At 59.8% G+C, this 25,295-nt stretch carries 19 protein-coding genes, 1 tRNA gene and 1 pseudogene; 13 read left to right on the top strand and 8 right to left on the bottom strand.

Going from position 1 to position 25,295, the window contains the following annotated elements:
- Positions 1–79: 79 nt before the first annotated feature.
- A complete protein-coding gene (locus ACRRQW_RS16365) occupies positions 80–2,071 on the bottom strand; it encodes a hypothetical protein (RefSeq protein WP_438482672.1) in 1,992 nt (663 codons plus the stop codon).
- Positions 2,072–2,259: 188 nt separating this feature from the next.
- Between ACRRQW_RS16365 and ACRRQW_RS16360 the strand changes: the two genes are divergently transcribed.
- Together ACRRQW_RS16360 and epsC are read left to right on the top strand one after the other, a co-directional pair.
- Positions 2,260–2,344 (top strand) — tRNA-Leu (locus tag ACRRQW_RS16360).
- A gap of 122 nt (positions 2,345–2,466) precedes the next feature.
- Positions 2,467–3,384 (top strand): serine O-acetyltransferase EpsC, encoded by a 918-nt coding sequence (gene epsC / locus ACRRQW_RS16355; RefSeq protein WP_438482671.1) that lies wholly within the window; start codon positions 2,467–2,469, stop codon positions 3,382–3,384.
- Positions 3,385–3,478: 94 nt separating this feature from the next.
- On the opposite strand, the gene ACRRQW_RS16350 is transcribed toward epsC, so the two are convergent.
- Positions 3,479–4,540 (bottom strand): quinone-dependent dihydroorotate dehydrogenase, encoded by a 1,062-nt coding sequence (locus tag ACRRQW_RS16350; protein WP_438482670.1) that lies wholly within the window; start codon positions 4,538–4,540, stop codon positions 3,479–3,481.
- Between the two features lie 215 nt (positions 4,541–4,755).
- Between ACRRQW_RS16350 and ACRRQW_RS16345 the strand changes: the two genes are divergently transcribed.
- Positions 4,756–5,562: a hypothetical protein gene (locus tag ACRRQW_RS16345; protein ID WP_438482669.1), complete on the top strand. Its 807-nt coding sequence runs from the start codon at positions 4,756–4,758 to the stop codon at positions 5,560–5,562.
- Between the two features lie 49 nt (positions 5,563–5,611).
- Positions 5,612–6,208: a polysaccharide biosynthesis/export family protein gene (locus ACRRQW_RS16340; RefSeq protein WP_438482668.1), complete on the top strand. Its 597-nt coding sequence runs from the start codon at positions 5,612–5,614 to the stop codon at positions 6,206–6,208.
- 268 nt (positions 6,209–6,476) lie between these two features.
- On the opposite strand, the gene hemB is transcribed toward ACRRQW_RS16340, so the two are convergent.
- Positions 6,477–7,493: a porphobilinogen synthase gene (gene hemB / locus ACRRQW_RS16335; RefSeq protein WP_438482667.1), complete on the bottom strand. Its 1,017-nt coding sequence runs from the start codon at positions 7,491–7,493 to the stop codon at positions 6,477–6,479.
- Between the two features lie 127 nt (positions 7,494–7,620).
- Between hemB and cysS the strand changes: the two genes are divergently transcribed.
- The 4 genes from cysS (at position 7,621) to ACRRQW_RS16315 (ending at position 14,895) form a co-directional block, all read left to right on the top strand.
- A complete protein-coding gene (gene cysS / locus ACRRQW_RS16330; RefSeq protein ID WP_438482666.1) occupies positions 7,621–8,997 on the top strand; it encodes a cysteine--tRNA ligase in 1,377 nt (458 codons plus the stop codon).
- Positions 8,998–9,303: 306 nt separating this feature from the next.
- Entirely contained in the window at positions 9,304–9,693 is a 390-nt protein-coding gene (locus ACRRQW_RS16325; protein WP_438482665.1) for a Fur family transcriptional regulator, read from the top strand.
- A gap of 170 nt (positions 9,694–9,863) precedes the next feature.
- Complete coding sequence (katG, locus tag ACRRQW_RS16320) at positions 9,864–12,185, top strand: catalase/peroxidase HPI (protein ID WP_438482664.1); 2,322 nt, start codon at positions 9,864–9,866, stop codon at positions 12,183–12,185.
- 244 nt (positions 12,186–12,429) lie between these two features.
- On the top strand, positions 12,430–14,895 hold the full coding sequence (locus tag ACRRQW_RS16315; protein ID WP_438482663.1) for a DNA methyltransferase: 2,466 nt from the start codon (positions 12,430–12,432) through the stop codon (positions 14,893–14,895).
- Positions 14,896–15,216: 321 nt separating this feature from the next.
- Here ACRRQW_RS16315 and ACRRQW_RS16310 read toward each other — a convergent pair whose 3' ends face one another.
- Positions 15,217–15,552 (bottom strand): hypothetical protein, encoded by a 336-nt coding sequence (locus tag ACRRQW_RS16310; RefSeq protein WP_438482662.1) that lies wholly within the window; start codon positions 15,550–15,552, stop codon positions 15,217–15,219.
- A gap of 30 nt (positions 15,553–15,582) precedes the next feature.
- Positions 15,583–15,678: pseudogene (locus ACRRQW_RS16305) on the bottom strand (hypothetical protein); the annotation flags it as partial.
- A gap of 49 nt (positions 15,679–15,727) precedes the next feature.
- On the opposite strand from ACRRQW_RS16305, the gene ACRRQW_RS16300 reads away from it, so the two are divergent.
- The 5 genes from ACRRQW_RS16300 (at position 15,728) to ACRRQW_RS16280 (ending at position 20,494) form a co-directional block, all read left to right on the top strand.
- Positions 15,728–16,396: a hypothetical protein gene (locus ACRRQW_RS16300; RefSeq protein WP_438482661.1), complete on the top strand. Its 669-nt coding sequence runs from the start codon at positions 15,728–15,730 to the stop codon at positions 16,394–16,396.
- A 112-nt stretch (positions 16,397–16,508) separates the two neighbouring features.
- Complete coding sequence (gene thrS / locus ACRRQW_RS16295; RefSeq protein WP_438482660.1) at positions 16,509–18,509, top strand: threonine--tRNA ligase; 2,001 nt, start codon at positions 16,509–16,511, stop codon at positions 18,507–18,509.
- Between the two features lie 44 nt (positions 18,510–18,553).
- On the top strand, positions 18,554–19,075 hold the full coding sequence (locus ACRRQW_RS16290; RefSeq protein ID WP_438482659.1) for a GNAT family N-acetyltransferase: 522 nt from the start codon (positions 18,554–18,556) through the stop codon (positions 19,073–19,075).
- 90 nt (positions 19,076–19,165) lie between these two features.
- Positions 19,166–19,663, top strand: coding sequence for a tetratricopeptide repeat protein (locus ACRRQW_RS16285; protein WP_438482658.1), 498 nt, complete (start codon positions 19,166–19,168; stop codon positions 19,661–19,663).
- 144 nt (positions 19,664–19,807) lie between these two features.
- Positions 19,808–20,494 carry an epoxyqueuosine reductase QueH gene (locus ACRRQW_RS16280; RefSeq protein ID WP_438482657.1) on the top strand — a complete coding sequence of 229 codons (687 nt, stop codon included), beginning with the start codon at positions 19,808–19,810 and terminating at the stop codon, positions 20,492–20,494.
- Positions 20,495–20,564: 70 nt separating this feature from the next.
- Here ACRRQW_RS16280 and ACRRQW_RS16275 read toward each other — a convergent pair whose 3' ends face one another.
- From ACRRQW_RS16275 to ACRRQW_RS16265, 3 genes are read right to left on the bottom strand one after another with little or no spacing between them, the layout of a single operon-like run.
- Positions 20,565–22,148 (bottom strand): aldehyde dehydrogenase (NADP(+)), encoded by a 1,584-nt coding sequence (locus ACRRQW_RS16275; RefSeq protein WP_438482656.1) that lies wholly within the window; start codon positions 22,146–22,148, stop codon positions 20,565–20,567.
- Entirely contained in the window at positions 22,148–23,041 is an 894-nt protein-coding gene (locus tag ACRRQW_RS16270; protein WP_438482655.1) for a dihydrodipicolinate synthase family protein, read from the bottom strand. Before ACRRQW_RS16270 ends, ACRRQW_RS16275 begins: the two co-directional genes overlap by 1 nt.
- 60 nt (positions 23,042–23,101) lie before the next feature.
- A complete protein-coding gene (locus ACRRQW_RS16265; RefSeq protein WP_438482654.1) occupies positions 23,102–25,261 on the bottom strand; it encodes a glycoside hydrolase family 36 protein in 2,160 nt (719 codons plus the stop codon).
- Positions 25,262–25,295 lie beyond the last annotated feature (34 nt).

The following is a 25,295-nucleotide window of genomic DNA, read 5'->3' as shown; positions in this document are numbered from 1 at the left end:
TCCCGATACCTCCGCTGATTTTTTGCGTCCTGAAAATCAGCGCAAAAAAAGCCCGCTCGAATTGAGCGGGCTGATTTTTTTAGCTCTGCGGAGCGTCAGGCTTTTTTTCTTCCGACGCCGGTGCGGATTCAGCGACTGGCTCAGCAGCCGCCGGTTCGCTCGCCGCAGGAGTCGCCGCAGGTTCTTCAGAAGCCGGTTGTTCAGGAGCCGGGGCTTCAGCGGGAGTCGCCGCAGCGACCACTGGCGCGACGGCTTCAGGGAAATCAACCGGATCGTGTTCTTCTTCGCCGGATTCAGCCTTCTTGGCCGCTTGCGGAGCCATCGGCGGAGGAGCGAAGAGTTTACCGTCGGAGAATTCCGTGACGTAACCTTCCATCACGAGCCAGCGGAGATCGTTGCCCATCTTGCGCAATTTCTCGGCCTGATCGGCCGGCAACGCCGCAAACGGAGCCTGCGAAGGTGCGGGAGCCGCGCCTTCGGCTTGAGGAGCCGCGACCACCGCCGCAGGAACTTCGATATTGAAAAACGCTTTCGGCAGATCTTTCACGTGCACCATCGGGTGCTTCTCGATGAAGTCGATGAGCGCGCTGATGGTCTCGGAAAACACTTGGCCGGGGACGCGGAAGCGACGCTTCACGGCGCAGACATAGGAGACGCCGCGCGAACCTTTCTTGAAGATCGTGAAACCTTCGCGACGCAGGCGACCGCGCAGGGCGTTCGCTGTATCGAGCGGGAAGCGACGTTGACGCTCCACGTGGCCCTCGAGCGCACGGCGGATTTCGCCCTGCGGAAGTTTTTCGATGAGCTTGCCATGGAAACGCACGTTCTCGACGGCACGCACGACTTTATCGCGAGCGTGAGCCATCAGGTGCAGGCGAGCCTCTTCGATGTTATCGAAGCTGATCACCGGAGCAGCCGGAGCGGCGGCAGGTGCCTCCGCGGCCGGAGTGGCAACCTCAGTTGATTCGGGCGCGGGCGTCGCGGCATCGACTGCAGCGGTTTCAGCAACAGGCGCGGTTTCAACCGGAGCCGCGGCGGCGGGTTTAGCACCCGGAGTTTTCCACGTGTAGCGCGTGGTCTTCTTCATCTTCTCCAACCATTGTTGGGCCACTTCCGGTTCGCGCACCGAAACGATGCTCTCGCGGAAACGATCGAATGGCATGCGGCCAAGCTTCGCAGCGTGGTGCTGTTGGAGGATCTGCTGGTAACGATGATAATTAGGCGGCCCGAGCAATTCGCCCGTGATGCTGCACTTATTAATGATTGGGAAATTTCCCTTTGGCGCGTCGATGATCACTTCCTCAGTGTCGAAGAATGCGCCGAGATTGTTGCTCAACACGTGTTGGATCGCGGCATCTTCCGTGTCGAACGGGAGATGATCCGGCAGCGACATGTAGATCGGCGCGGTCTTCTCCGCAGCGGGGCGGGCTTGCGCCGCTTCGCCAGTTTGCGGACCACGTTGTTCAGGGCGGCCGGGTTTCGTGCGCTGCACGACTACGACGAAACGATCATTTTTTTCGAGCACCGCTTTGGTGATTTCGAAAAGTTGATACGTGCGGCACGACGCGCGCACGGCTTTCACCATCGCGGCAAATCCAGTGTCCTCCGGATAGCACGTGGCGACAAAATACGGGCTGATGTAGGGGCCGCGATCGAATTGCTGTCCACCGCCATCACGACGATCACCACCGTCGCGGCGGTCCCCACCTTGGAAATCACGACGCGGGCCGCCACCGCCTTCACGGCGATCGAAGCGACGGTTGTCGCCTTGCGGCGCAGCGCCGTCACCGCGCGGGCCTTGGCCTTGATAAGCAGGCGCGCCAGACGGGCCGCCCGCTGGGGCCGGACCCACCGGCTTGCGGAACGCACGACGGTCACGCTGAGGCGCTCCACGATCGTCATCGCGACGAGGCGGGCGGTCACCACGATCACCGTCGCGATCGCGACGGCCGGGGGACACAGGTTTCACCTCGGTCCATTGGGTTCCGAAGTTGAAGGCTTGCAACTGGCTCAGATCGATTTTGTTCAAACCGGAGTCGTTGGTTTCTTTAGCAGGCGTGGAGTCGTCCATGAAAGGGCGGAAAAAAAACGGGTGTGGCTACCCGGTATGAGTCTTATGAAGGCTTGGTGTTCCGCGACATCAGTCAAATGCGCGGGAAAGCAAAAGTGTGCTCCGAGATGAAACAATGACGCAAGCGCATTTCGGGGCTTTACAAGTCGGAATGGATTTACCTAATTCGCCCCTCCTCTTTGGAAAACGCTCGGGTGGTGGAATTGGTAGACACACACGTTTGAGGTGCGTGTGCCGTAAGGCGTGCAGGTTCGAGTCCTGTCCCGAGCACCAAATAGTTTTCCAAAGAACGGGGCCGAAAGGCCGGTTTTAGCAGCAGGTATGACCCAAAACCCGCTGCAAGGCGTTTGACCGCAGGGGATTTTCGCAGATGTTGTCCGCCTGACCTCACCCGCATGAATTCCGACGCCATCAAGCAGGCCCTCCTCGAGTCTTACGCCCGGGACGGCGGCATCAATCACCTCGATGGGGTCAACCTGCCGTCGCAGGAAAGCGTCACCGAACTCGCTCGCAATTTCATGCACGTGCTCTTTCCGGGCTATTTCGAACAAACCGCGCTCGCCCGCAAAGATGTGCCCGCCTGGCTCGATGATCTGCTCGGCAAAATCGATCAGCGCCTGACGACCGAAATCGAAAAAAGCCTGCGCTTCGCGAAAAACCCCTCTCCCGCCGCCACTGCGCGGATGCTCGCGACCGAGCTACTTTCAAAACTCCCAGGAATTCGTCGCATCGTGCAAACGGATGTGGTGGCGGCTTACGAAGGCGATCCCGCCGCGCGCAGCGTTGAAGAGATCATCGTCGCGTATCCTTGCGTGCTCGCGATTTCCCTCCAGCGCATCGCGCACGTTCTTTACGAACTCGGCGTGCCGCTCCTGCCGCGCATGATTACCGAATACGGTCACGAACGCACCGGCGTCGATATTCACCCCGGTGCGACGATCGGCACGCACTTCTTTATCGATCACTGCGTCGGTGTCGTCATCGGCGAAAGCGCAACCATCGGCGATCGCGTAAAACTTTACCAAGGTGTCACGCTCGGCGCGAAATCGTTCGAGGTCGATTCCTCGGGTCATCCCGTCAAAGGCACCAAGCGCCACCCCGACATCGGCGACAATGTCACAATCTACGCGCACGCTACGATTCTCGGCGGCGAGACCAGGATCGGTTCACACTCGGTGATCGGCGGTAACGTCTGGCTGCTCGAGTCCGTGCCTGCGAACAGCATCGCTTACTATAAAGGTGACGATCTCGTCATCCGCCCGCGCCGGAGCAAGGAAGAGCTGCTCGCCGACGCCGGCGATTGGGTGATTTAAAATTACCAAACGTGGCCGTGGGGCCTTCAGCCCCGCGAGCGCACGCTCGCAACCGGACAACCGCGGGCTGATGGCCCCGCCTCCATCTCACACTTCAGCGGCGCTGCCCCGCCGCGAGCGCATACGCGATCTCGCGCGCAAAAAACGGCCCGCGATAAATCAATCCGGTATACAACTGCACGAGCGTGGCGCCGGCATCGAGTTTTTCGCCAGCACCCGCTTCGTCCATAATCCCGCCCACGCCGATAATCGGCAGCCGTCCGTTCGTGGTGCGCGCAATATAATTAATAATCTCCGTCGAACGCTTCTGCACCGGCCGGCCACTCAAGCCGCCGGCTTCGTTCACCGCCGACAAACTTCCCGGACGAGCGAGCGTCGTATTGGTCGCAATGACGCCGTCGAGCTTGAGATCGGCGATCACGCCGAGCGCGGCGTCGATTTGCGCGAAATTTAAATCAGGCGCGATTTTCAACAACAATGGCCGGCGCGTTTTTCCCGCCGCGACGCGCGATTGATTTTCCGCCACGAGCGCCGCGAGCAATGGCTGCAACCACGACGCATCCTGCAATTCGCGCAGGCCCGGTGTGTTGGGGCTGCTCACATTCACCACGACGTAATCCGCGTGATCCGCGAGCAGACGAAAGCTCCCGAGATAATCTTCCTGCGCTTTGTCGAGCGTGGTGACTTTGCTTTTTCCCAAATTAATCCCGAGCGGAATTTTCCGCTGCCCTGCGCTCGTCTGTTTCGACAACCGTTTCGCGAGCGCGGCGGCCCCGCCGTTATTGAAGCCCATGCGATTGATCACGCCTTCGGCTTCCGGATAACGAAACGCGCGCGGACGCGGATTGCCCGGCTGCGCATGCAAAGTGACCGTGCCGATTTCCACGTGACCAAATCCTAGCGCCGCCGCCGCCGGCCATGCGCGACCATTTTTATCAAAGCCTGCCGCGAGCCCGACTGCATTCGGAAATTTCAGACCGAAACACTCGACGGGTTTGTAGAGCGAAGCCGGCAGTTGATTTATTTTTTCCATCAACGCGCACAACGGGCGAAAGCGTCCCAGTGCGGCCAGCGCATCGACGCCGATTTCATGCGCGTGCTCCGCGTCGAGGCGGAAGAGCGCCGGTTTGCAGACATTTCGATAGAGCCAACCCATAAACCGCGCACTGTGGCAACGGGCCGACAACTTACAAGCGCCCACCGGAGAAAATCCGGCAAAAGTTTTGGCCTTGTTATTTGTTCGGTCGCACCCACTGTGCGCCCGCGTTTTTCAGGCGGAAACCGCTTTCTGAAAAATTTTCCAACATTCTGCGTTTCAGTATTTGACAAGGCCTGAACCCGCCCGTTTTCGTCCCTGCAAATCTGACACACATGGCAAAAGGATCCCCTCAATTGGAATGGTGCATTGTTCGACTCGGCGAAGACCACAACTGGTGGGTCGACGAAATTAGCGATCCCGTGCACTGGGACGTCGACGGCCTGAGCATCATCGATCCCCGCCAGGTCGATCACATCATTGAGCTCATCGAGCCGTTGCGCGAATACGGTTTCGACTCCGATCTTTTCGAGCGCGCGTTCATTCCGTTTCGCATCACGAAAGATCTCGGCAAGGGCAAGGTTCGCCTCGCGCGCACCAAGCAGCCGCTCATGGAGTCCGAAGAAAAACTTTTCGCTCTGCCTGACGTCATCGACGAAGAGAACGGGCCTTACGCCGACTTCCTCGACCACATCACGCGCCTCCGCGTGAAACTCCTCAACGATCTCCTCGATTTCGAAGAGAAGCTTACCGTCGACGAAGTCGAAGACCAACTCCGTGAAGCGCAGAACAGCGACTTCATCGAAGGCAAAGCCGTTCACCTCTTCCAGGAAATCACCTCGATCCTCGACTTCATGCCCGCCGGCCACGGCGACGATGACGACGAGCGCGAAAAAGTGTCCGCCGAAGACGAGGAAGACGATTTGCCCGAAGTCGACGACAGCGAAGAAGAGAAACTCAAAGGCGACTCCTCCCTCAAATGGGATGAAGACGAAGATGAGGACTCCGACGACGAGGACGGCAAGAAGAAGGACTCCGACGACGAGGACGAAGACGAGGATGGTGACGACGACGACAAGAAGAAGGACTCCGACGACGAAGAAGACGAGAAACCCAGCCGCGGCAAACGCGGTCGCGGTTAAAACGTTTGTTGCTACGATGCGGGGATTCGCTCACTTACGGATCACCCGCATGGCTTCGCTTCGTTCGTTCTCCATTCTCGCAGTTCTCGCTGCACTCACGCTTGCGGGTTGCACCACCGATAACACGATCGCCCCCGGAGGTTCGAATCCCCGCGTGGCCGCTCCGTCGACCTCCGCGCAACTGCGCCCCGGCGATACCATGATGGTTTCGTTGCTCGGCATTCCCGAGCCGCTCAACAGCAACGTGCAGATCGACGAACAGGGTTTCATTCGCCTGCAATACATCGGTGCGGTCACCGCTGCCGGCCTCACGACCGCCGAACTTTCCCAAAGCATCCGTGATGCTTACATCGCGAAAAAATATTACACCACGCTCGATGTTTCGGTGAACGTCACCGAACGTTACATCTACATCGGCGGCGAAGTTCAACGCCCCGGTCGCATCGTCTGGTCACCCGATCTGACCCTTTCGAAAGCCGTGCAGTCCGCCGGCGGCTTCAGTCTCTACGCCAAAGAAACTCGCGTGAATCTCACCCGCGATCGCAAAGCCTACGACTTCGACGTGAAGCTCGCCCAACGCCAGCCCGAGCAAGACCCCCTGCTCTTCCCCGGTGATTCGATCCAAGTCCCGCGCTCAGCATTCTGAGGTGCCTTAACGGGTGGGCCCGACCTCCGGGCGGGCCGCGTTTTAGGTAGGGGCGGTTATCCTTTGCCTGGCGAAGGATCCGGACAAATACCGGCCAGTCAGGAGACTGGAACGGTGCTAACCGCCCTGTTCGATGTTAGAAAGCCAAGGGCCGTTAAGGATAACGGCCCCTACCCGCTTCGCGAATCCTCTGCGGAAAAACTATTCCGTCCTAAAGTGATGGCAGCTTTCAGATATCTGCTGCTTTCAACTTTCACCTTCTCAGCTTTCAACTTTTCCCCAGCGCCTTCGCCACATCTTTCGCGAAATACGTCAGAATCAAATCCGCCCCCGCGCGCTTGATCGCGAGCAACGATTCATCGCGACTGCGCACCAGATCGAGCCAGCCGAGTTTTGCCGCGGCGTGAATCTGCGCATATTCGCCGGAAATCTGATACGCCGCCACCGGACACTCCACCGCATCGCGCACTTCGCGAATGATGTCCAAATACAATCCCGCGGGTTTCACCATCACGATGTCCGCGCCTTCCTCCACATCGAGTAACACCTCGTGCAACGCCTCGCGACGATTCGCCGGATTCATCTGGTAAGTCGCCTTGCTCAACAACCGCGTGCCGGCCGCCTGCGCACTGCCCACCGCTTCGCGAAACGGCCCGTAATACGCCGAATTATATTTCGCGGAGTAAGCGAGAATGCCCACGTCCGTGTAACCCGCCGCATCGAGCGCCTTGCGCACCGCGCCCACGCGCCCGTCCATCATGTCCGAAGGCGCCACAAAATCCACGCCCGCCTCCGCCTGCAAAATCGCCATCTCACAAAGGATCGCCACCGTGCGGTCGTTATCGACGTCATCTTTCGCCGCGTTGAGCACGCCATCGTGGCCATGACTCGTGTAAGGATCGAGCGCGACATCCGTGATGACCGTCAACTCCGGCAGCGCCGCTTTCACCGCGCGCACCGCCCGCAGAATGAGCGTCTTCTTGTTGAGCGCTTGCGTGCCGAGTTCGTCTTTCAACTTCGCATCCAACTTCGGAAACAACGCCACCGCCAACACGCCCAACGCGTAAAGTTCGCGGCACTCTTCCACGAGATCGGTGATATTAAATCGCGCCACGCCGGGCATCGACGAAATCGGCTCAGGCGCGCCCTTCCCATCGATCACAAACAGCGGCGCGATCAAATCCTGCGCGCGCACCACCGTTTCCGCGACCAATGCCCGTCGCCCCGCCGTGCGACGCAACCGACGAGGACGTTGAGATAAATCGAGTTTGAAGTGCTTGGCCATGGTGGGACTAGACCCGGCATTAAACCGCTAATTCGCGCTAATTCACGCTAATCTTGAAAATAAATATGGAAACTCCGTCTCTTATTAGCGCCAATTAGCGAAGATTAGCGGTTAAAAAAACACCTCCATGCCCATCCGGCTCCACGATTCTCTCACCCGCGCCTCGCGCGAACTGCAACCCTCGCATCCCGACGGCGTTTTCCGTTTTTATAACTGCGGCCCGACGGTTTATGCGCCCGCGCACATCGGCAATTTTCGCACCTTCGTCGTCAACGATGTCGTGCGCCGCCTGCTCGAACTCGAATTCGGCGCCGCCAAGGTGAAACACGTCCGCAATCTCACCGACGTCGACGACAAGACCATCAAGCGCGCCCGCGACGAAGGCCGGCCGCTCGCCGATGTCACGAAACAGTGGACCGAAAAATTTCACGCCGACTGCGACGCGCTGAACTGCCTGCGCCCGCACGTCGAGCCCACCGCCACCGGCCACATCGTCGAGCAAGTCGATATGATCGAAGTGCTCATGCAGAAAGGAAACGCCTACCGCGCCGCCGACGGCTCCGTGTATTTCAAAGTCAATTCGTTCGACGGCTACGGAAAACTTTCGCGCGTGAAGGAACGCGAACTCCAGGCCAACGCCGCCCCTTCCAACAAATCGCAAGCCGCCGATGCCGACGAAAAAGAAGACGTCAGCGACTTCGCCTTGTGGAAAGCGCACAAGCCCGATGACGGCGCGAACGCGTGGGAATCCCCGTGGGGCCGCGGTCGTCCCGGCTGGCACATCGAGTGCAGCGCGATGAGCAAAAAGCATCTCGGCGACACGATCGACCTGCACACCGGCGGCGTGGATTTACTTTTCCCGCACCACGAAAACGAAATCGCCCAGAGCGAATGCTGCAACGGCACGCAATTCGCCAAGCACTGGTATCACAGCGAACACTTGCTCGTCGACGGCAAGAAGATGAGCAAATCGCTCGGCAATCTCTACACGCTCGAAGACCTCATCGCGAAAGGCTTTTCGCCAATGGCGCTGCGCTACGCACTGCTCGCCGGTCACCCGCGCAAGCAACTCAACTTCACGCTCGATTCGCTGCACGCCGCCGAAAGCGCGCTGAAAACCCTGCGCGAATTCCGTGCAACATTGTTAGACAGCAGCACCGCCTCGCACGACGCCTTCGGCCCCGTGCTCCACGCGTTGCACGAAGACCTCAACACTCCCGGCGCGCTCGGCGCCTTGTTCACCGTCGTCAACCGCCGCTCGGGCGAAGTCGACGCCGCGTCGTTCGACCGCGCGATCTTCGCGCTCGGTCTCGACCTGAAAGCAACCGCGACCGTCACCACGGAAACTCCCGCAGAAATCACCGCGCTCGCCGAGAAGCGCTGGGCCGCGAAAAAAGCCAAAGACTTCGCCGCCGCCGACACCTTGCGCAAAGAAATCTCCGCCGCCGGCTGGACCATGCTCGATCGCAAAGACGGCTACTCACTCGAGCCCGCAAAAAAATAAATCCGGTTCTCCGGACGCATTATGGTAGGGCCCGCTCTCCGAGCGGGCCGGCGGTAGGGGCCGTTATCCTTTGCCAAGGTTTTATCTGAAACCTAGGACAAACACCGGGTGACGTAGGGCACAACGGCGCTAACGCCCCTCGGGCGTGGTTAATTAACAAATCGATTATTCCTCCGTGAACTCCGTGTGCCCTCCTCTGCCTCTGTGACGAAAAGAATTAGCCCAATCCAAGTTCTTGACTGAGTCCAAAACTCCTCAACGCTCGAACGCCTGAAGGATCCGGAACAACTCTTGCGCGAAAAAGGCGTGGCCGTCACCGCCCAGCGGCTGGCCGTCATGCACGCGCTCCGCGATCAACCGCACGGCACGGCCGACATCATCGCGACGGCCGCGCGCGATCATCTGGGCGCGATTTCCCGCCAGGCGGTTTACGACATCCTCGGGATGCTAGAGACGCAGGGCCTCATTCGCCGCATCCAACCCGCCGGTTCTCCCGCCCTCTACGAAGATCGCGTCGGCGACAATCACCACCACGTGATCTGCCGCGCGTGTGGCAAGACCGCCGACGTCGATTGCGCGGTCGGCGAGTCTCCCTGCCTGCACGCGAACAAAAAACACGGTTTCGAAATCGACGAAGCCGAAGTCATCTACTGGGGCACCTGCCCCGACTGCCGCCGCGCCGCAAAGAAAAAGTAAACGCACTCAGCACGTCCCCCAAATCTTCCCTCTTTCTCTTACTCTTAATCTTTCTCCCCCGAACCTCTCACCCTCTTTTCACCCGCTACGCGCTACCCACTACCCGCCACTTTTCAGCCCGATCTCCATCTTCCATCTCCCAACTCCCATCTCCCAACTCCCACCCACCCATGTCCTCCTCCCACACCTCCTCCGAAGGCAAATGCCCGTTTAATCATGGCTCCGCCGCCGGTGGCGCGACCAGCGCTCCCACCGGTCCGTTCAACCATTCCGCCGGTGGCAGCACCACCGATCAGGATTGGTGGCCGAACCGCTTGAAGGTCGAACTGCTCCACCAGCACTCGACCAAGTCCGACCCGATGGGCCAGAGTTTCGACTACGCCGCCGAATTCAAAACCCTCGACTACGCCGCGCTGAAAAAAGACCTCGCGGCGCTCATGACGGATTCGCAGGACTGGTGGCCGGCCGATTTCGGACACTACGGCCCGCTCTTCATCCGCATGGCGTGGCACAGCGCCGGCACTTACCGCACCGGCGACGGACGCGGCGGCGGCGGTCGCGGTCAGCAACGTTTCTCCCCGCTAAACAGCTGGCCGGACAACGTCAGCCTCGACAAAGCGCGCCGTCTCCTCTGGCCGATCAAACAAAAATACGGCCGCAAGATTTCGTGGGCCGACCTCATGATCCTCACCGGCAACGTCGCGCTCGAAACGATGGGCTTTAAAACCTTCGGCTTCGCCGGCGGCCGCGAAGACACCTGGGAGCCCGATCAAGACGTGTATTGGGGCAAGGAAAAGACCTGGCTCGCCGGCGACGTTCGTTACTCGCAGGGCTCGCCCGGTGTCGCCAAAGCCGGCGGCGTGACCGTCTCCGACGACAACAGCGAAGTTCCGCACACCCGCGATCTTGAGACCCCGCTCGCCGCCGTGCAGATGGGCCTGATTTACGTCAACCCCGAGGGCCCGGACGGGAAGCCCGATCCTCTCGCCTCGGCGCGCGACATCCGCGACACCTTCGGCCGCATGGCCATGAACGACGAAGAAACCGTCGCGCTCATCGCCGGCGGTCACACCTTCGGCAAGACCCACGGCGCCGCCGCGTCGAGCCACGTCGACAAGGAACCGGAAGCCGCCGGCATCGAGGCCCAGGGCTTCGGCTGGCACAACCGTTTCGGCACCGGCAAGGGCGCCGACACGATCACCAGCGGTCTCGAAGTCACCTGGACCAGCACGCCCACCCAGTGGGGCAATGGCTTTTTCCAAAACCTCTTCGGCTTCGAGTGGGAACTCACGAAGAGTCCCGCCGGTGCCCAGCAATGGAAACCCAAGGGCGACGCCGGCGCCGGCACGATCCCGCACGCCCACGACGCGTCGAAGAAGATCGCGCCCGCCATGCTCACGACCGACCTCGCGCTGCGCTTCGATCCCGCCTACGAAAAAATCTCGCGCCGCTTCCTCGAAAATCCCGACCAATTCGCCGACGCCTTCGCGCGCGCATGGTTCAAACTCACGCACCGCGACATGGGCCCCAAAGCCCGTTACCTCGGACCGGAAGTGCCGTCGGAAAACTTGCTCTGGCAGGACCCGCTGCCCGCCGCACCGACGACCGTCATCACCGACGCCGACATCGCCGCGTTGAAGAAACAAATCGCTGCGTCCGGCCTGTCGACCTCGCAACTCGTCTCGACCGCGTGGGCCTCGGCCTCGACGTTCCGCGGCTCCGACAAACGCGGCGGCGCCAACGGCGCGCGCATCCGCCTCGCTCCGCAAAAAGACTGGGCGATCAACCAACCCGCACAACTCGCCAAGGTTCTCGCCACACTCGAAGGCATTCAACAATCCTTCAACGCCAAGGCCGCCGGCGGCGCGCAAGTCTCGCTCGCCGATCTCATCGTCCTCGCCGGCAGCGTCGGCGTGGAACGCGCCGCGAAAGGCGCCGGCCACGACGTCGTCGTGCCGTTCACACCCGGCCGCGTCGATGCCACCGCCGAGCAAACCGACGTCGAATCTTTCGCCGCGCTCGAACCGATCGCCGACGGTTTCCGCAGTTTCATCAAGGGCCGCTTTACGGTGCCCGCGGAAGCATTGCTCATCGACAAAGCGCAACTGCTCACGCTCACCGCTCCCGAGATGACCGTGTTGCTCGGCGGCCTGCGCGTGCTCAACGCCAACGTTGGCGGCGTGCAACTCGGCGTGCTCACGCACCGCCGCGAACTCCTCACCAATGACTTCTTCGTAAACGTCCTCGACATGGGCACCGAATGGAAAGCGATCTCGCCCGACCGTTCGCTCTTCGAAGGCCGCGACCGCAAAACCGGCGCGCTCAAGTGGAGCGCCACGCGCTTCGATTTGATCTTCGGATCAAACTCGATCCTCCGCGCCGTCGCCGAAGTCTACGGCAGCGCCGACTCGGAAAAGAAGTTCGTCACCGACTTCGTCGCCGCCTGGACCAAAGTCATGAACCTCGACCGCTTCGACCTCGCATCGAAGTAACCTGTTCAAAAAGTTAAAACCAAAGGCTCCGCTTTCGAAAGAAACGGGGCCTTTTATTTTACGCCACGCATCATCGGTAGGGCCCGATCTCCGAGCGGGCCGAATATCATCTTGGTCCCGCAACTAGTTTGCTCGCGTTTCCGCTTGGCACACCACCGCAACCGCGCTGCTCTTTTCGCAGACCTTTAATTGAACGCTATTTGCAGCCATTATAGCCTGCTGCCTTTCCATCTTACCCAAGTCCATGACCGCTTCTCCGAGCACCTCTACTCGATCCGACGCGTTAAAATCATTTTCGATGTGGGCTAAAACCCACATCACCGGTGATGAAAAAGGCCAAGCCCAGATATTCATCGACCGGCTCTTTCAAGCCTTCGGCCATTCTGGCTCCCTCGATGTCGGTGGCACCCCTGAATTTCGCGTTCGCAAGCCCAAGGAAGACGGTGGTGGCACCAGCTTCGCCGATTATGTCTGGAAGCCCGTTGTTTTAATCGAAATGAAAAAGCGCGGAGAGAAGCTCACCCGCCACTATCGCCAAGCTTTCGACTATTGGACACGACTTGTTCCAGGGCGCCCCCGCTATGCCGTCCTTTGTAACTTCGATGAGTTCTGGGTTTACGACTTCGAGACCCAGATGGATACGCCTGTTGGAAAGGCAAAGCTCGAAACCCTCGCCGACAGCTACGGCCCTCTTGCCTTTCTCCAGCCCGGTCAGCCCCGCCCTATTTTCGACAACGACCACGTCGCTGTCACTCGCGAGGCCGCCGACAAACTCGCCGCGTGCTACAACAAATTCCGCAAGCGCGGTGTCGCCCAGCCGCTCGCCCAGCGCTTCACCTTGCAAATGCTCGTCGCCCTCTTTGCCGAGGACATCGGGCTTCTGGAAAAATACTTCTTAGCTCGTCTCCTAGACGAATGCACCGACGACACTGCCTTCGACCTAATCGGCGGCCTCTTCACCGCCATGAATACCCCCACCGGCATCCCCGGTGGACGCTTCAAGGGCGTGCCCTATTTCAATGGTGGCCTCTTCGCCGAGCCCGCCCGGATCGAACTCACCGGCCCCGAGATTGTTCTCCTCCGCGAATGCGCCAAGAGCGACTGGTCCAAGGTGCAGCCTGAGATCTTCGGCGCAGTCTTCGAACACACTCTCGGCGACAAAGAACGCCACGCCTCCGGCGCACACTTCACCCACCCGGCGGACATCATGAAGATCGTCGGCCCCACCATCGTGGACCCCTGGCGCGAACAGATAGAATCCGCCAAGACCGCCAAACGTCTCGGCGATCTTCTCCACCGCATCCAGCATTTCCGCGTGCTGGATCCCGCCTGCGGTTCCGGCAACTTTCTCTACGTCGCTTACCGAGAGCTAAAGCGCCTTGAGGCCCTCATCTACGAGAAACTCGAAGGCTATTCCTCCAAGGCTGAAGGCGGGCAGATGCGCATGTCCTACCTCTCCGCGCAAAACTTCCACGGCCTCGACATCAATCCTTTTGCCGTCGAACTCGCCAAGGTCACCATGATGATCGCCCGCAAGCTCGCCATCGACGAGCTGCACATCACCGAGCCCGCCCTGCCCCTCGATAACCTCGACCGCCAGTTCCGCTGTGCAGACGCCCTTCTCGCCACTGCTCCTGACGGCGCTGCCGTCCGCGCCGCCTGGCCCGCGGTCGATGTCATCATCGGCAACCCGCCCTTCCTTGGCGCCAAGATACTCAAGCCCGAGCTTGGCCCCGACTACGTCAACCGCCTCCGCACCGCTTACTCGGACGTGCCAGGCATGGCCGACTTTTGTGTTTACTGGTTTCGCCGCGCCCACGACCACCTACCAGCCTGCACTCCCACCGATCCCGTCGCCGGCCGTGCCGGCCTCGTCGGCACCCAAAATATCCGCAACAACGCCTCCCGCGTCGGCGGCCTCGACCGCATCGCGAAGGACGGCACCATCATCGATGCCGTAGATAACCAACCGTGGAGCGGCGAGGCCAACGTCCACGTCTCCATCGCCAACTGGGTAAAGACGCAGGATAAGTCTCTCCTCCCCGCGAAATGTCGCCTCTGGTCAAAAGTGGAGAGCACAATAGGCAAGCCGCGGAAAAAAAGCGCTAACGGCCCTGCCTCCAAGGAGTTCGATCTCACCTACCGCGACGTGGAGCGCATCAATTCCGCGCTCAGCGATCAGACCGACGTGAGCGGCGCGGTTCCCTTAACTTATTCCACCAGCCACTATGTGGTTTCTCAGGGCGTTACTCCTGGCGCAAAAGGCTTCGTCCTTTCGTTAGCAGCGGCCGACACGATCTGCGAAAAAGACAAATCTAGCCAAGAGGTCATTTTCCCCTACTTGATAGGCCGCGAGTTACTCAAGGGCGATGGTTCGCCTGAAAGAGCAGTCATCGACTTTGGTGCGATGAATATCTTGGAAGCGCGCCACTACTCCGGAGCTTTCAATCACATCACGCACACCGTGCTCCCAAAAATCCACGAGAAGGCCGACGCAGAGCACGAATCCGAAAGCGCGCATGAAGATCAGCTGGAACGCTGGTGGCTGCACTGGCGTTCACGTCGCGAGCTAATTGAAACCGTAGAAAAGTTACCACGTTTTCTCGCCTGCTCCCGTGTCACCAAACGTCCCATTTTCGTCTTTGTCGATAAACTGATTCGTCCGGGTGATGCCCTGCAGTGCTTCGCATTTTCCGATGATTATAACTGAAGAATCGCGGGATCAGATTCCTCGCTTAAGATCCTAGCAATTTCCGCTGGCAATCCGTCCGACGTAGAAAGCTTAATTGTCTTTCGAATCTCGTCCCATCCTAACTTAAGTGCAGTCTCTTCCTTTAAAATTTCGTGGGCCGTGTTTCGAATTAAGCTAACCGTTGTTCTAATGCGTGTTTCAAAAGACGGATCTTTGTTAAGTAGAAGTTTTTTGAGCTCCCTAACAGAAACATGGTTTCTCACAAAACCATCTCTTGAATCGGATGTAGGCTCCATACTTGGGCTCACTGGGAACTGCTCTTTAGATTTTTCAACGCATTCATTCTGTGACAGGCTTGATGCAGTCAGGGGTAATATATCCAGTGCGGTCCTTGCCGGTCAGCGGGAGACCGGGTGGTGTTACCGCCTCGCCCTTTTTAATTCGGGCAGCGACGTCCTTGTTGAGTGTGAGGAGTTGGGCGAGGAGATCCTTGCTGGGGTGAAAACTGTAGGCCGCGAGCACGGCGGCATCGAGGGCGGTGTGGGCGGTCTTAAGCGGGTTGGCGCCCGGGAGTTCGAGGGTGCGGTAAAGTTCGCGCAGGCCACCATCGAGTGTCGGTAAAGTCTCATTGCGGATGCGGCGGACTTCGCGGCCAGCATGGGCGACCGCTAGCATTGCCCTCTTCGTAGGCGATTGGGGCCAAGGGAACGTATCAAAGACGGATTCGGGGGTGTAGCGAAAATCTGATTTAAATTTGCTACATTTGGTGACGAACCAGAGCCAGTGAATATGCGATTGCAGAATACCAAAGCTAATACTTCATCAGTCTCAGATACTCTCTGCGATTGAAGTGAACCAGACGTTTAAAGAAAACCTGCCCGCTATTCAAAATTGGCTAGGCCTAAACCCTGAAAATCAAACCGCCTCCCAATTAGAATCAGCGTCGCGCTTGTTTCAGAATACCCTCGGTAAACTAGAACAGCATCCACTTCTAAAACACCTCAACCGCATCAACAGTGATATCTTAGGATCTTACGAACCGGAGAATGTCAAAATTGAGATCTACTGGATGCCAATTGCTCTTTTCGCAACAAACATGAACGTGCCAGTCGAAACGTTGACTGCGTTGGTCACGTCGCACGAGTTTGCTCATGCTTATAAAACCCGACGCAAAGGTCGCGCTCGTCCTGGTTTCGAAGCGCACAAAGTTACTTACGACGGGCGACAATTAGTTTGGCCATGGACTGAGGACAGTTTCGGTCTCCAACAAGCGGAGAGCCGGGCCGGTTGGCTATCGGAATGGGTGACCAAAATGACAGGTATTACGGTGCCGGCAAAACCGCTGCTCGTGCTGCCGGGTTGGTATGTTGTGCCTAAAGGTGTCGGCATGGTGAGCGTCCTTAACCACAAGCAACTTCATGGCGCGATCACGCGCACTCCGGGCAACGTGCTCAATCCTTCGCAAATAGACCTTATCGCACGGCAGCTGGATAACCTCTGCCGTGATGTAGAGGATTAGAAGCTAAGAGAGCGCTTGGGGAACAATCCTCCGCCTTGACAGGTGGGCTTGTTCTCGCGGTTATTTGACCTCCGGCCCTGCAATCGTAGGCAGGCCACAACCCACATATACCATGTCGATGACTCCGCTTGAAGAACTCCGCCACTCGGCTTCCCACGTGCTGGCGACTGCCGTCCTCCGTCTGTTTCCAGACGCCAAACTCGACATCGGTCCGCCTACGGACACCGGTTTCTACTACGACATCGACCTCGAGCACAAACTCACCGCCGACGATCTGGTGAAGCTCGAAGCCGAGATGAAAAAGATCGCCGAGGAAAACCAGCGCTTCGACCGCAAGGAAGTCTCCCGCGAGGAAGCCATCGAGATCATCAAGTCGCGCGGCCAGGAACGCTATAAACTCGGCCGTCTCGCGGACATTCCCGAGGGCGAAAAAATTTCCTTCTACACGAACGGCGAATTCACCGACCTCTGCGCCGGCTCGCACATCCGTTACACGGCGAAATTGAAAGCCGTCAAACTGCTCTCCATCGCCGGCGCGTATCACCGCGGCGACGAAACCAACAAGCAGCTCCAGCGCATCTACGGCACCGCTTTCCCAACGAAAGAAGAACTAGCCAACTACCTCACGCAACTCGAGCAGGCGAAACTCCGCGACCACCGCAAACTCGGTCGCGAACTTAAGCTGTTCCACATTGACGAAGATGTCGGCCAGGGCCTCATCCTCTGGACGCCGAACGGTTCGATCCTGCGCCAGCAATTGCAGGACTTCATCTCCGGCGAATTGCGCAAGCAGGGTTACTCGCAAGTCTTCACGCCGCACATCGGCCGTCTCTCGCTCTACAAAACCTCTGGTCACTTTCCTTACTACAAGGACTCGCAGTTCCCGCCGGTCGTCGAGCGCGACTTCCTCGACCAGTTGATTTCCTCCGGCTGCTCGTGCGCGGAAATGTCGAATCGCATCGACGCCGTCTCCGCCCACCTCGCGGAGAAGGTCAACAAACTCACCGGCAAGGAAACGATCACCAAGGATCGCGTCCTCCCCGACGACCAGCTCATCGACGGCTTCCTGCTGAAGCCGATGAACTGCCCGCATCACATCAAGATCTTTGCCTCGCAGCCGCACTCCTACCGTGACCTGCCGGTGCGTCTCGCAGAGTTCGGCACCGTGTATCGCTGGGAACAGTCCGGCGAGCTCAACGGCATGACGCGCGTCCGCGGTTTCACGCAGGACGACGCCCACCTTTTCTGCACGCCGGAACAAGTGCAGGCGGAAATCATGGGCTGTCTTTCGCTCGTGAAAACCGTGCTGACCACGCTCGGCATGTCCGACTACCGCGTGCGCGTCGGTCTGCGCGATCCCGACGGCAACAAGTTCGCCGGCGACCCTGAGAAATGGGATCTCGCCGAGGCCGCGTGCCGCGAAGCCGCCAAGACCCTCGGCGTGCCGTTCACCGAAGAGCCCGGCGAGGCCGCGTTCTACGGCCCGAAGATCGATTTCGTCATCAAGGACGTCATCGGCCGCGAGTGGCAGCTCGGCACCGTGCAAGTCGACTATGTGCTCCCGGTGCGCTTCGACCTTTCCTACGTCGGCGCCGACAATGTCGCGCATCGTCCGGTGATGATTCACCGCGCGCCGTTCGGCTCGATGGAACGTTTCTGCGGCGTGCTCATCGAGCACTTCGGCGGCGACTTCCCGCTCTGGCTCGCGCCTGAGCAAGTCCGCATCGTGCCGATCAGCGACAAGGTCATCGACTACGCGAAGGCGCTGCACACGCAGCTCCTCGCCGCCGACATCCGCGTCACGCTTGATAACCACTCCGACAAACTCGGCGCGAAAATCCGCCGCGCGGAAATCGACAAGGTGCCCTACACGCTCGTCCTCGGCCAAAAAGAAGCCGAAGCCCAAAGCGTGTCCGTGCGCTCGCGTGCGAAAGGCGACGAAGGCGTGCTCAAGATCGAAGACGTCATCGCCCGCTTCAAACACGAGGTCGCCACGCGTGCTTTGCCGGAAAAGAAAGTCTCCGTGGCGCCGACGGCGACCAATGCGCCGGCTGAAAATAAACCTAAGCTCGAAAAGCGGGATTGGCAGGACAAAGAAATACCTCTGCCTTAAACAACTCAAAGGCGAAGCACACAGCTGCTTCGCCTTTTTTATATATGAACTGGTCCATTCGCCGTCTCACTCACGCCGACTCCGCGCAAATCGCCGCGCTCGCCGACATTTTGATCGACTGCGTCGAGCACGGCGCGTCGGTCAGCTTCATGTTGCCGTTCTCCCGCGAACGCGCTCTCACTTTCTGGCAGCGCGTCGCTGACGACGCATCTGCGGGCAAACGCGCACTCCTCATCGCCGAAGACGATCAAGGCATCTGCGGCACCGTGCAGTTAATTTTCGATCTCCCCGAAAACCAACCGCACCGCGCCGACCTCGCCAAGATGCTCGTGCATTCGCGCGCCCGCCGTCGCGGACTCGGGGCCGCACTCATGCGCGCCGCCGAAGACGTCGCTCGCGCGGAAAACAAAACGCTCCTCGTGCTCGACGCCGTGACCGGCGGTGACGGTGCCCGCCTCTACGAAAAACTCGGTTGGGTGCGGGTCGGCGATGTGCCGAACTTCGCGCTCTACCCCCAAGGCGGTTTTTGCAGCACGACGTATTTCTACCGCGACCTGTCCAAGTAATTTGAACCACAGATGGACACAAATAAACACAGATAGAGCAGCTGATTTTTATCTGTGTTCATCCGTGTCCATCTGTGGTTCTCCTAATTCATGAATCCGCCCGAAGAATTGCCCGCGTGGAAAGAAGAACTCGATGCGATCGTCGGCGCGCGGGCGCACGGCCAGTTTGAAGAAATTTTCCCGCGTCTCCAAAAACTCGACGTGCGCTACCCGCACGTGGCCGAGATCAATTACCAACTCGCGTGGACGGCCGATGTGCTCGGGCGGATGAACGACGCGCTGCCTTATTACGAAAAAGCCGTCGCGCTCGGCCTGCCCCCCAACGAATTGTCGGGTGCGATGATCGGACTCGGTTCGACGCTGCGCCAGCTTGGCCAGCTCGACCGTTCCGCGGACGTGCTGCGTTCGGGCAAACTCCAGTTTCCCGACAACGCCGAATTCGACGCGTTTCTCGCCCTCACCTTGCACGCGCAGGGCAACCACGCCGACGCGCTACGCCTTGCCTTGGAAATCCTTTGCGACACTTCGGAAGACACCGGCATCACCGCGTATCAACGCGCGTTGCGTCACGCCGCGGCCAAGCTCTGAAGCTAGGGGCGGTTATCCCTCACCGCCCTTGCGCGCGCCCTTACTGAAAGGGCGGTTAAGGATAACCGCCCCTACCTTGGCGTCACACCGTTCCTCATTTTCTCAACTATTGACGCGCCCCACCGCGCTTCTAAAACCCAACCCATGAGTCAGGACTACATTCGCGACAAACTCGACGTGCCCGGCGGCGCCACCAAGGTGTTGCTGCATTCCTGTTGCGCGCCCTGCTCCGGTGAAGTGATGGAAGCGATGACCGCTTCCGGCATCGAATACACCATCTATTTCTACAACCCTAACATCCACCCGCGCGACGAATACGAACTCCGCAAGCAAGAGAATATTCGTTTCGCCGAGAAGCATAACATTCCGTTCGTCGACGTGGATTACGACACCGACAACTGGTTCGCGCGTGCCAAAGGCCTTGAGTGGTCGCCGGAACGCGGTGAGCGTTGCACGATGTGTTTCGATATGCGTTTCGAGCGCACCGCGCTCTACGCCTACGAAAATGGGTTTCCGGTTTTCGTGAGCGCGCTCGGATTGTCTCGTTGGAAAGACATGGATCAAATCAACGGCAGCGGCGTGCGCGCGGCGGCGAAATATCCGGGGATCACCTACTGGACCTACAACTGGCGCAAACGCGGCGGCGCGAACCGCATGGTCGAGATCAGCAAGCGCGAAGAATTTTATCAGCAGGAATACTGCGGCTGCGTCTACTCCCTCCGCGACACCAACAAGTGGCGCATGGAAAACGGCCGCGAGAAAATCGTGCGCGGCGAAAAATTCTACGGCGTCGAAACGCCGAAAGAAGATTCACCCGCTCCGAATTCGTAAGGTGGTCGTCGGTCTCCGCCGAAGCTCCGAGGTAGGGGCGGTTATCCCTAACCACCCTTTCTTATTTTCGTTAGCCCACCGCGCCATCCGACCACACCCCATTCACGAGCCGGCGTAGCTTCAGCGGATTTGAATTTTTCAACTCAGCCGGCAGCAACGTCTCAGGGAAACTCTGATAACACACCAATCGCGCCCAACGATTGAGTGCGCGCGTGCCAACCGACGTGCTGCGGCCGCCATCACTCGTCGCGGGATAAGGCCCTGAATGCACAATCGCATGGCTCACTTCGAGCCCGGTCGAGAAACCATTGTAGATCAAGCGGCCGGCTTTGTCGGCGAGCACCGCGAGTAATTCCTCGTCCGCCTCGCCAGCGGCCGCGTGCAACATTGCCGTAAGGTTGCCCCCCATCGCACGGGCGACTTGCAGCATCTCAGCGCGGTCTTTGCACCACACCACGAGCGAACTCGGCCCAAAAATTTCTTCGAGCAGTCCGTGATTCCCAAGAAAATCCAAGGCGCTCGTCTCGAACCACACCGGCGCGGCGCCGCAGCCGCTTTGCGCCGGCGCGTTGGCGATCACTTTTACTCCGGGTTGGTGCGCGCGCGCGTTGGTGCCCGCCGTGAAATTTTTCCGGATGCCGGCGGTCAGCATCGGCGCTTCTGGCGTCGCTTGTAATTTCGCCGCGAGATCGCTCACAAATTTTTCTGCCGCGACCGATTTTTCCAACACGACTACGCCGGGGTTCGTGCAAAACTGGCCGACGCCCAAGGTCGTCGAAGCGTGCAGGCCATTCTGGATATCCGTGCCTTTTTCCGCGATCGCTCCCGGCAAAATGAAAATCGGATTGATGCTCCCCATCTCCGCGTAAACCGGGATCGGCTCCGGGCGCGCCGCGGCGAGATCCACCAAGGCGCGACCCCCTTTCACCGAGCCAGTGAAGCCCACGGCTTTAACCGCCGGATGCTTCACGAGCGCCTGCCCCACCTCGAAACCGCCGTCGAACAGCAGCGAGAACGTGCCTTCGGGCAATCCGCAGTCACGCACCGCGTGGAGAATCAAGCGGCCGACAATTTCGCTCGTGCCGGGGTGCGCCGGATGCGCCTTCACAATCACCGGGCAACCTGCGGCGAACGCCGACGCTGTATCACCACCGGCGACCGAATAGGCGAAAGGGAAATTACTTGAACCAAACACCACGACTGGCCCGATCGGGCGCAGCATTGAGCGGTGGTCGGGCTTGGGCAGCGGTTTGCGATCAGGCAGCGCCGTTTCGATGCGCACATCGAGCCAGTCGCCGGTCGCCGCGGCGTCGCCGTAGAGGCGCAGTTGTCCGGCGGTGCGCGCGACTTCGCCTTTCAAACGTGCTTCCGGCAAACCGGTTTCCTGCACCGCGCGGGCGACAAGGTCGTCGATTTTCCCTTCGAGGTTGGCCGCGATCGCATGGAGAAATTTCCTCCGATCGGCGCCCGGCAGTTTCGCCCACACCGGCGCGGCTTCCGTCGCGAGTTGCACGGCGCGCGCGACATCATCCGACGACGCAGAGATAAACGACGGTTCAATGCTCGTGTTTTTTGCCGGGTCGAACGCCTTGAACGTGTCGCCGCCGATGCCGCTGGAGCCGAAGCCGATGAGGGAGCCGCCGTCTGGTTTCATTAAAGTGAAGGGTAAAGTTTTTGCGCGGTCGTGAGCACTTTGCGCGCGTGGTCGAGATCGGCGCCACTGATTTCCAGTCGCGGCGGGCGCACGTAAGGCGTGCCGCGCCCCACTTCCGCCTGCACCCATTTGATTATCTGCACAAATTTCGGCACCGTATCCAAACGCAGCAATGGCAGGAACCACGCGTAAAGTTTTTCCGCGCGCACCTTGTCGCCGCGGCTCGCGTAATCGAACAACGCCACCGACTCCGCCGGAAACGCGTTCACGAGCCCCGCAATCCAACCCGACGCGCCGGCATAAATCCCTTCGACGATCGCGTCGTCCATGCCGACGAAGATCTCGAGACGCCGCCCCAACACTGCGCGGATCGCAGTGACGCGCCGCGTGTCGCCGCTCGATTCTTTGACCGCATGCAAATTCTCGTGCTCATCCGCAAGTTCGGCGATCTGCTCCGGCAGAAAATCCGTTTTGTAGGCCGGCGGGTTGTTATAAAGCATGCACGAGAGTTTCGTCGCGCCGATCACTGCGCTGACATGCGCCTTCATTTCGCGCCAATCCGTCGAATACACATACGGCGGCAAGACCATGAGGCCTTGCGCGCCCGCTTGCTCCGCGGCTTCGGCCATCGCGATCGCTTCCGTCGTGCTCAACGACGCAATGCCCAACACCACCGGCGCACGCTCACCCACCGCCGCGACGCAGGTGCGCAGGACGGCGATCTTTTCCTCGAAACTCAACGTCGCCGCTTCGCCGAGCGAACCGCAGCACACGATGCCACGACAGCCGCTCTCAATCATCCAGCGACAGTGCGCCGCGAGCGCGGCGTGATCGACCGCAAGGTCGGCATTAAGATTGGTCGTGATAGCCGGGATAACGCCTTTCCAGTTCATAGAATGGCTTCAGCACGCACCAAACCCGCGGGGCACTCAATCCGATTTGCGCCGACGCTCTTAGCTCCTCAGACGCAGCACCCCACCCGACCAGGCAGGACCGTCACTCCACGCCAGCCCATCACCCTGGCACTGCGCACTCGAGGTTTCAGAGCTCATTTCACCCGTGATTCGCCAGGTGCCGTCCGTCGTCGGAAGTGCAATCTCCATCGCCGGTGTCTCGCTTTGCGCGAAGCGATGCCACACGACGACGAGCTCACGGCCGGCATGAATCGTCACCACCTGCCAGCCTGTGGGATGCGCATAAGAGTCGCCGGTCTGACGAAAGCAGCGGAAAATGCCGGCGCGAAGAATCGGCGCGGCTTCGCGATACAACGCGATCGCCTCGCGGGAAAATTGCCACGCCTCCGCCGACAAGGCATGAACGTCACCCGACAGACAGATCCGGCCGAGAAATGCCGCCGCGAGCGAATAACTCAGCCGTTGCCGAGAATCCTCTTTCCGTAGCACCGCCCAAACCTGTTTCTGTGCAGCTGGCACGAGGCGATTCAGATTGGCCGCAATCAACGGAATATCCGGCGTCTCGTGCGCATCCGAAAACGAACTCATCGAAGTCAGCGCCATCATCGAGGCCTCCAGGCGATGTCCACCCGAGGAACAGTTTTCGATCACGAGGTCGGGCAACTCCTGTTTCAAACGCGCAAAGAAACGCTGCACGCCCGCGAGGTGTTGCCGCACATTTTCCGCCGGTGCCTCGGAACCGTCCACGCCAGCGCCGATCGAATCGTTATAGTCGACCTTGAGATAACCGAAGCCATCGTCGCGCAAACGTGCGATGACTCGCTCCGCCAAAAAATCGTGCACCCACGGATCGCGAAAATCCCAGAAGCGACGGCTGCCGACTTGCAGCGGCACACCGCGCCAGTGCAGCAGATGATCGGTTTCGTCCCACGCCTTCGAGCCGGGATTAACCGCTTCAAATTCGAACCAGATTCCCGGCACCAAGCCGCGCGCACGAATTGCGTCCGTCGTCGCGCGCAGTCCGTTCGGGAAGGCCGCACGATTCACTTTCCAATCACCGTTTTGCTGAAACTGATTTCCCGGCCGCTCCGCCCAGCCATCGTCGATCACCAAATAGTTCACGCCGGTGCCGGCGAGGCGGTCGGCGAGTTGCACCAGCGAGTCGTGCGTCGGATTCCCCCATGAGGTGCACCACTCGTTGAAGATCACGGGAAAAGCGGCCTCGCTCGCAGGCGTGGCTGAAATCCGTTTTTTCGCCGCGAGCAGCAATTGGTCGCAGGCCGCATCCACATTTCCATCCGCCACCGTCAGGTAGGCCGTAGGCGCAGAAAACGTCGCGCCGGGTAAAAGGGCTTTTAGCCAATCGCCATTCAGGCCGTCGGCGCCTCCGCCCGCCAGCGCGAGTTGGTCGCCTTTGCGATAGATTTCCAAATGCCACGCGCCGGGCGTCGCGAGTTGCGCGAGCCAGGTGACGCCCGCGCCACGATCTTCCACGCCGACCAATGGAAACCAACCATTCACCGGCAACGTGCCCGCCTGCCCGAAACGCTCGCTGCGCGTGCCGTGTCCCGTCCAGGAACGCTCGAGGTTGAGCGCTTCAATCGACTGCACGTCGTGACGTCCCTCCGCGCTCCACGCGCTGCGAAACCGGTGCACCCGCAAACGTCCCGGCGCATCGTCACTCGCAAACGGCGTGATTCCTCCCAGCGAAAACGAACCCATATGTTCCAACGCCAGCGTTTGCGCGGATGCATTCGTCACCGTGATTTCCACAGCCATCACCCCGGTCGACGCATCGACTCGCAACGTATGCACACATTCCAGCCCGCAGCCGGCGACCAACACCGTGCGCAACACCACTTCCGCGCCTTCATCACTGCGTCGGTGTTCGCGGACGCGGAGGCTCTGCGTCGTGGCGGAGTTTCTCAACGTGCGACCTTGCGCAAAGCCACCGGCGTAGGCTTCGCCCGCCACATGCACGTGCACGAGCGGATCGATTTCCCACGCGCGGGTTTTATTCCACGGAGCCGGCAGCGATTGAATCGCCGCCGTGTCGAGCCACTCGCGCGGAGTCACCGCGTCACCTCGACGATTCAACGGCAGAATCGAAAGCCCCCACGCGTCGGGTTTATCCTCGGCGGCGAGGTAGCGGAGCCAAAGCGGGCCGACAGTATATTCTGCGCGAGTGAGGATGGGCATGGCGAAAAAAAGACAGCGGAAGCCGTGAGACTTC

It is taken from the genome of Oleiharenicola lentus (assembly GCF_051660365.1).
GTDB lineage: Bacteria > Verrucomicrobiota > Verrucomicrobiia > Opitutales > Opitutaceae > Lacunisphaera > Lacunisphaera lenta_A.
This window is presented reverse-complemented; position numbering and strand designations above follow the sequence as displayed.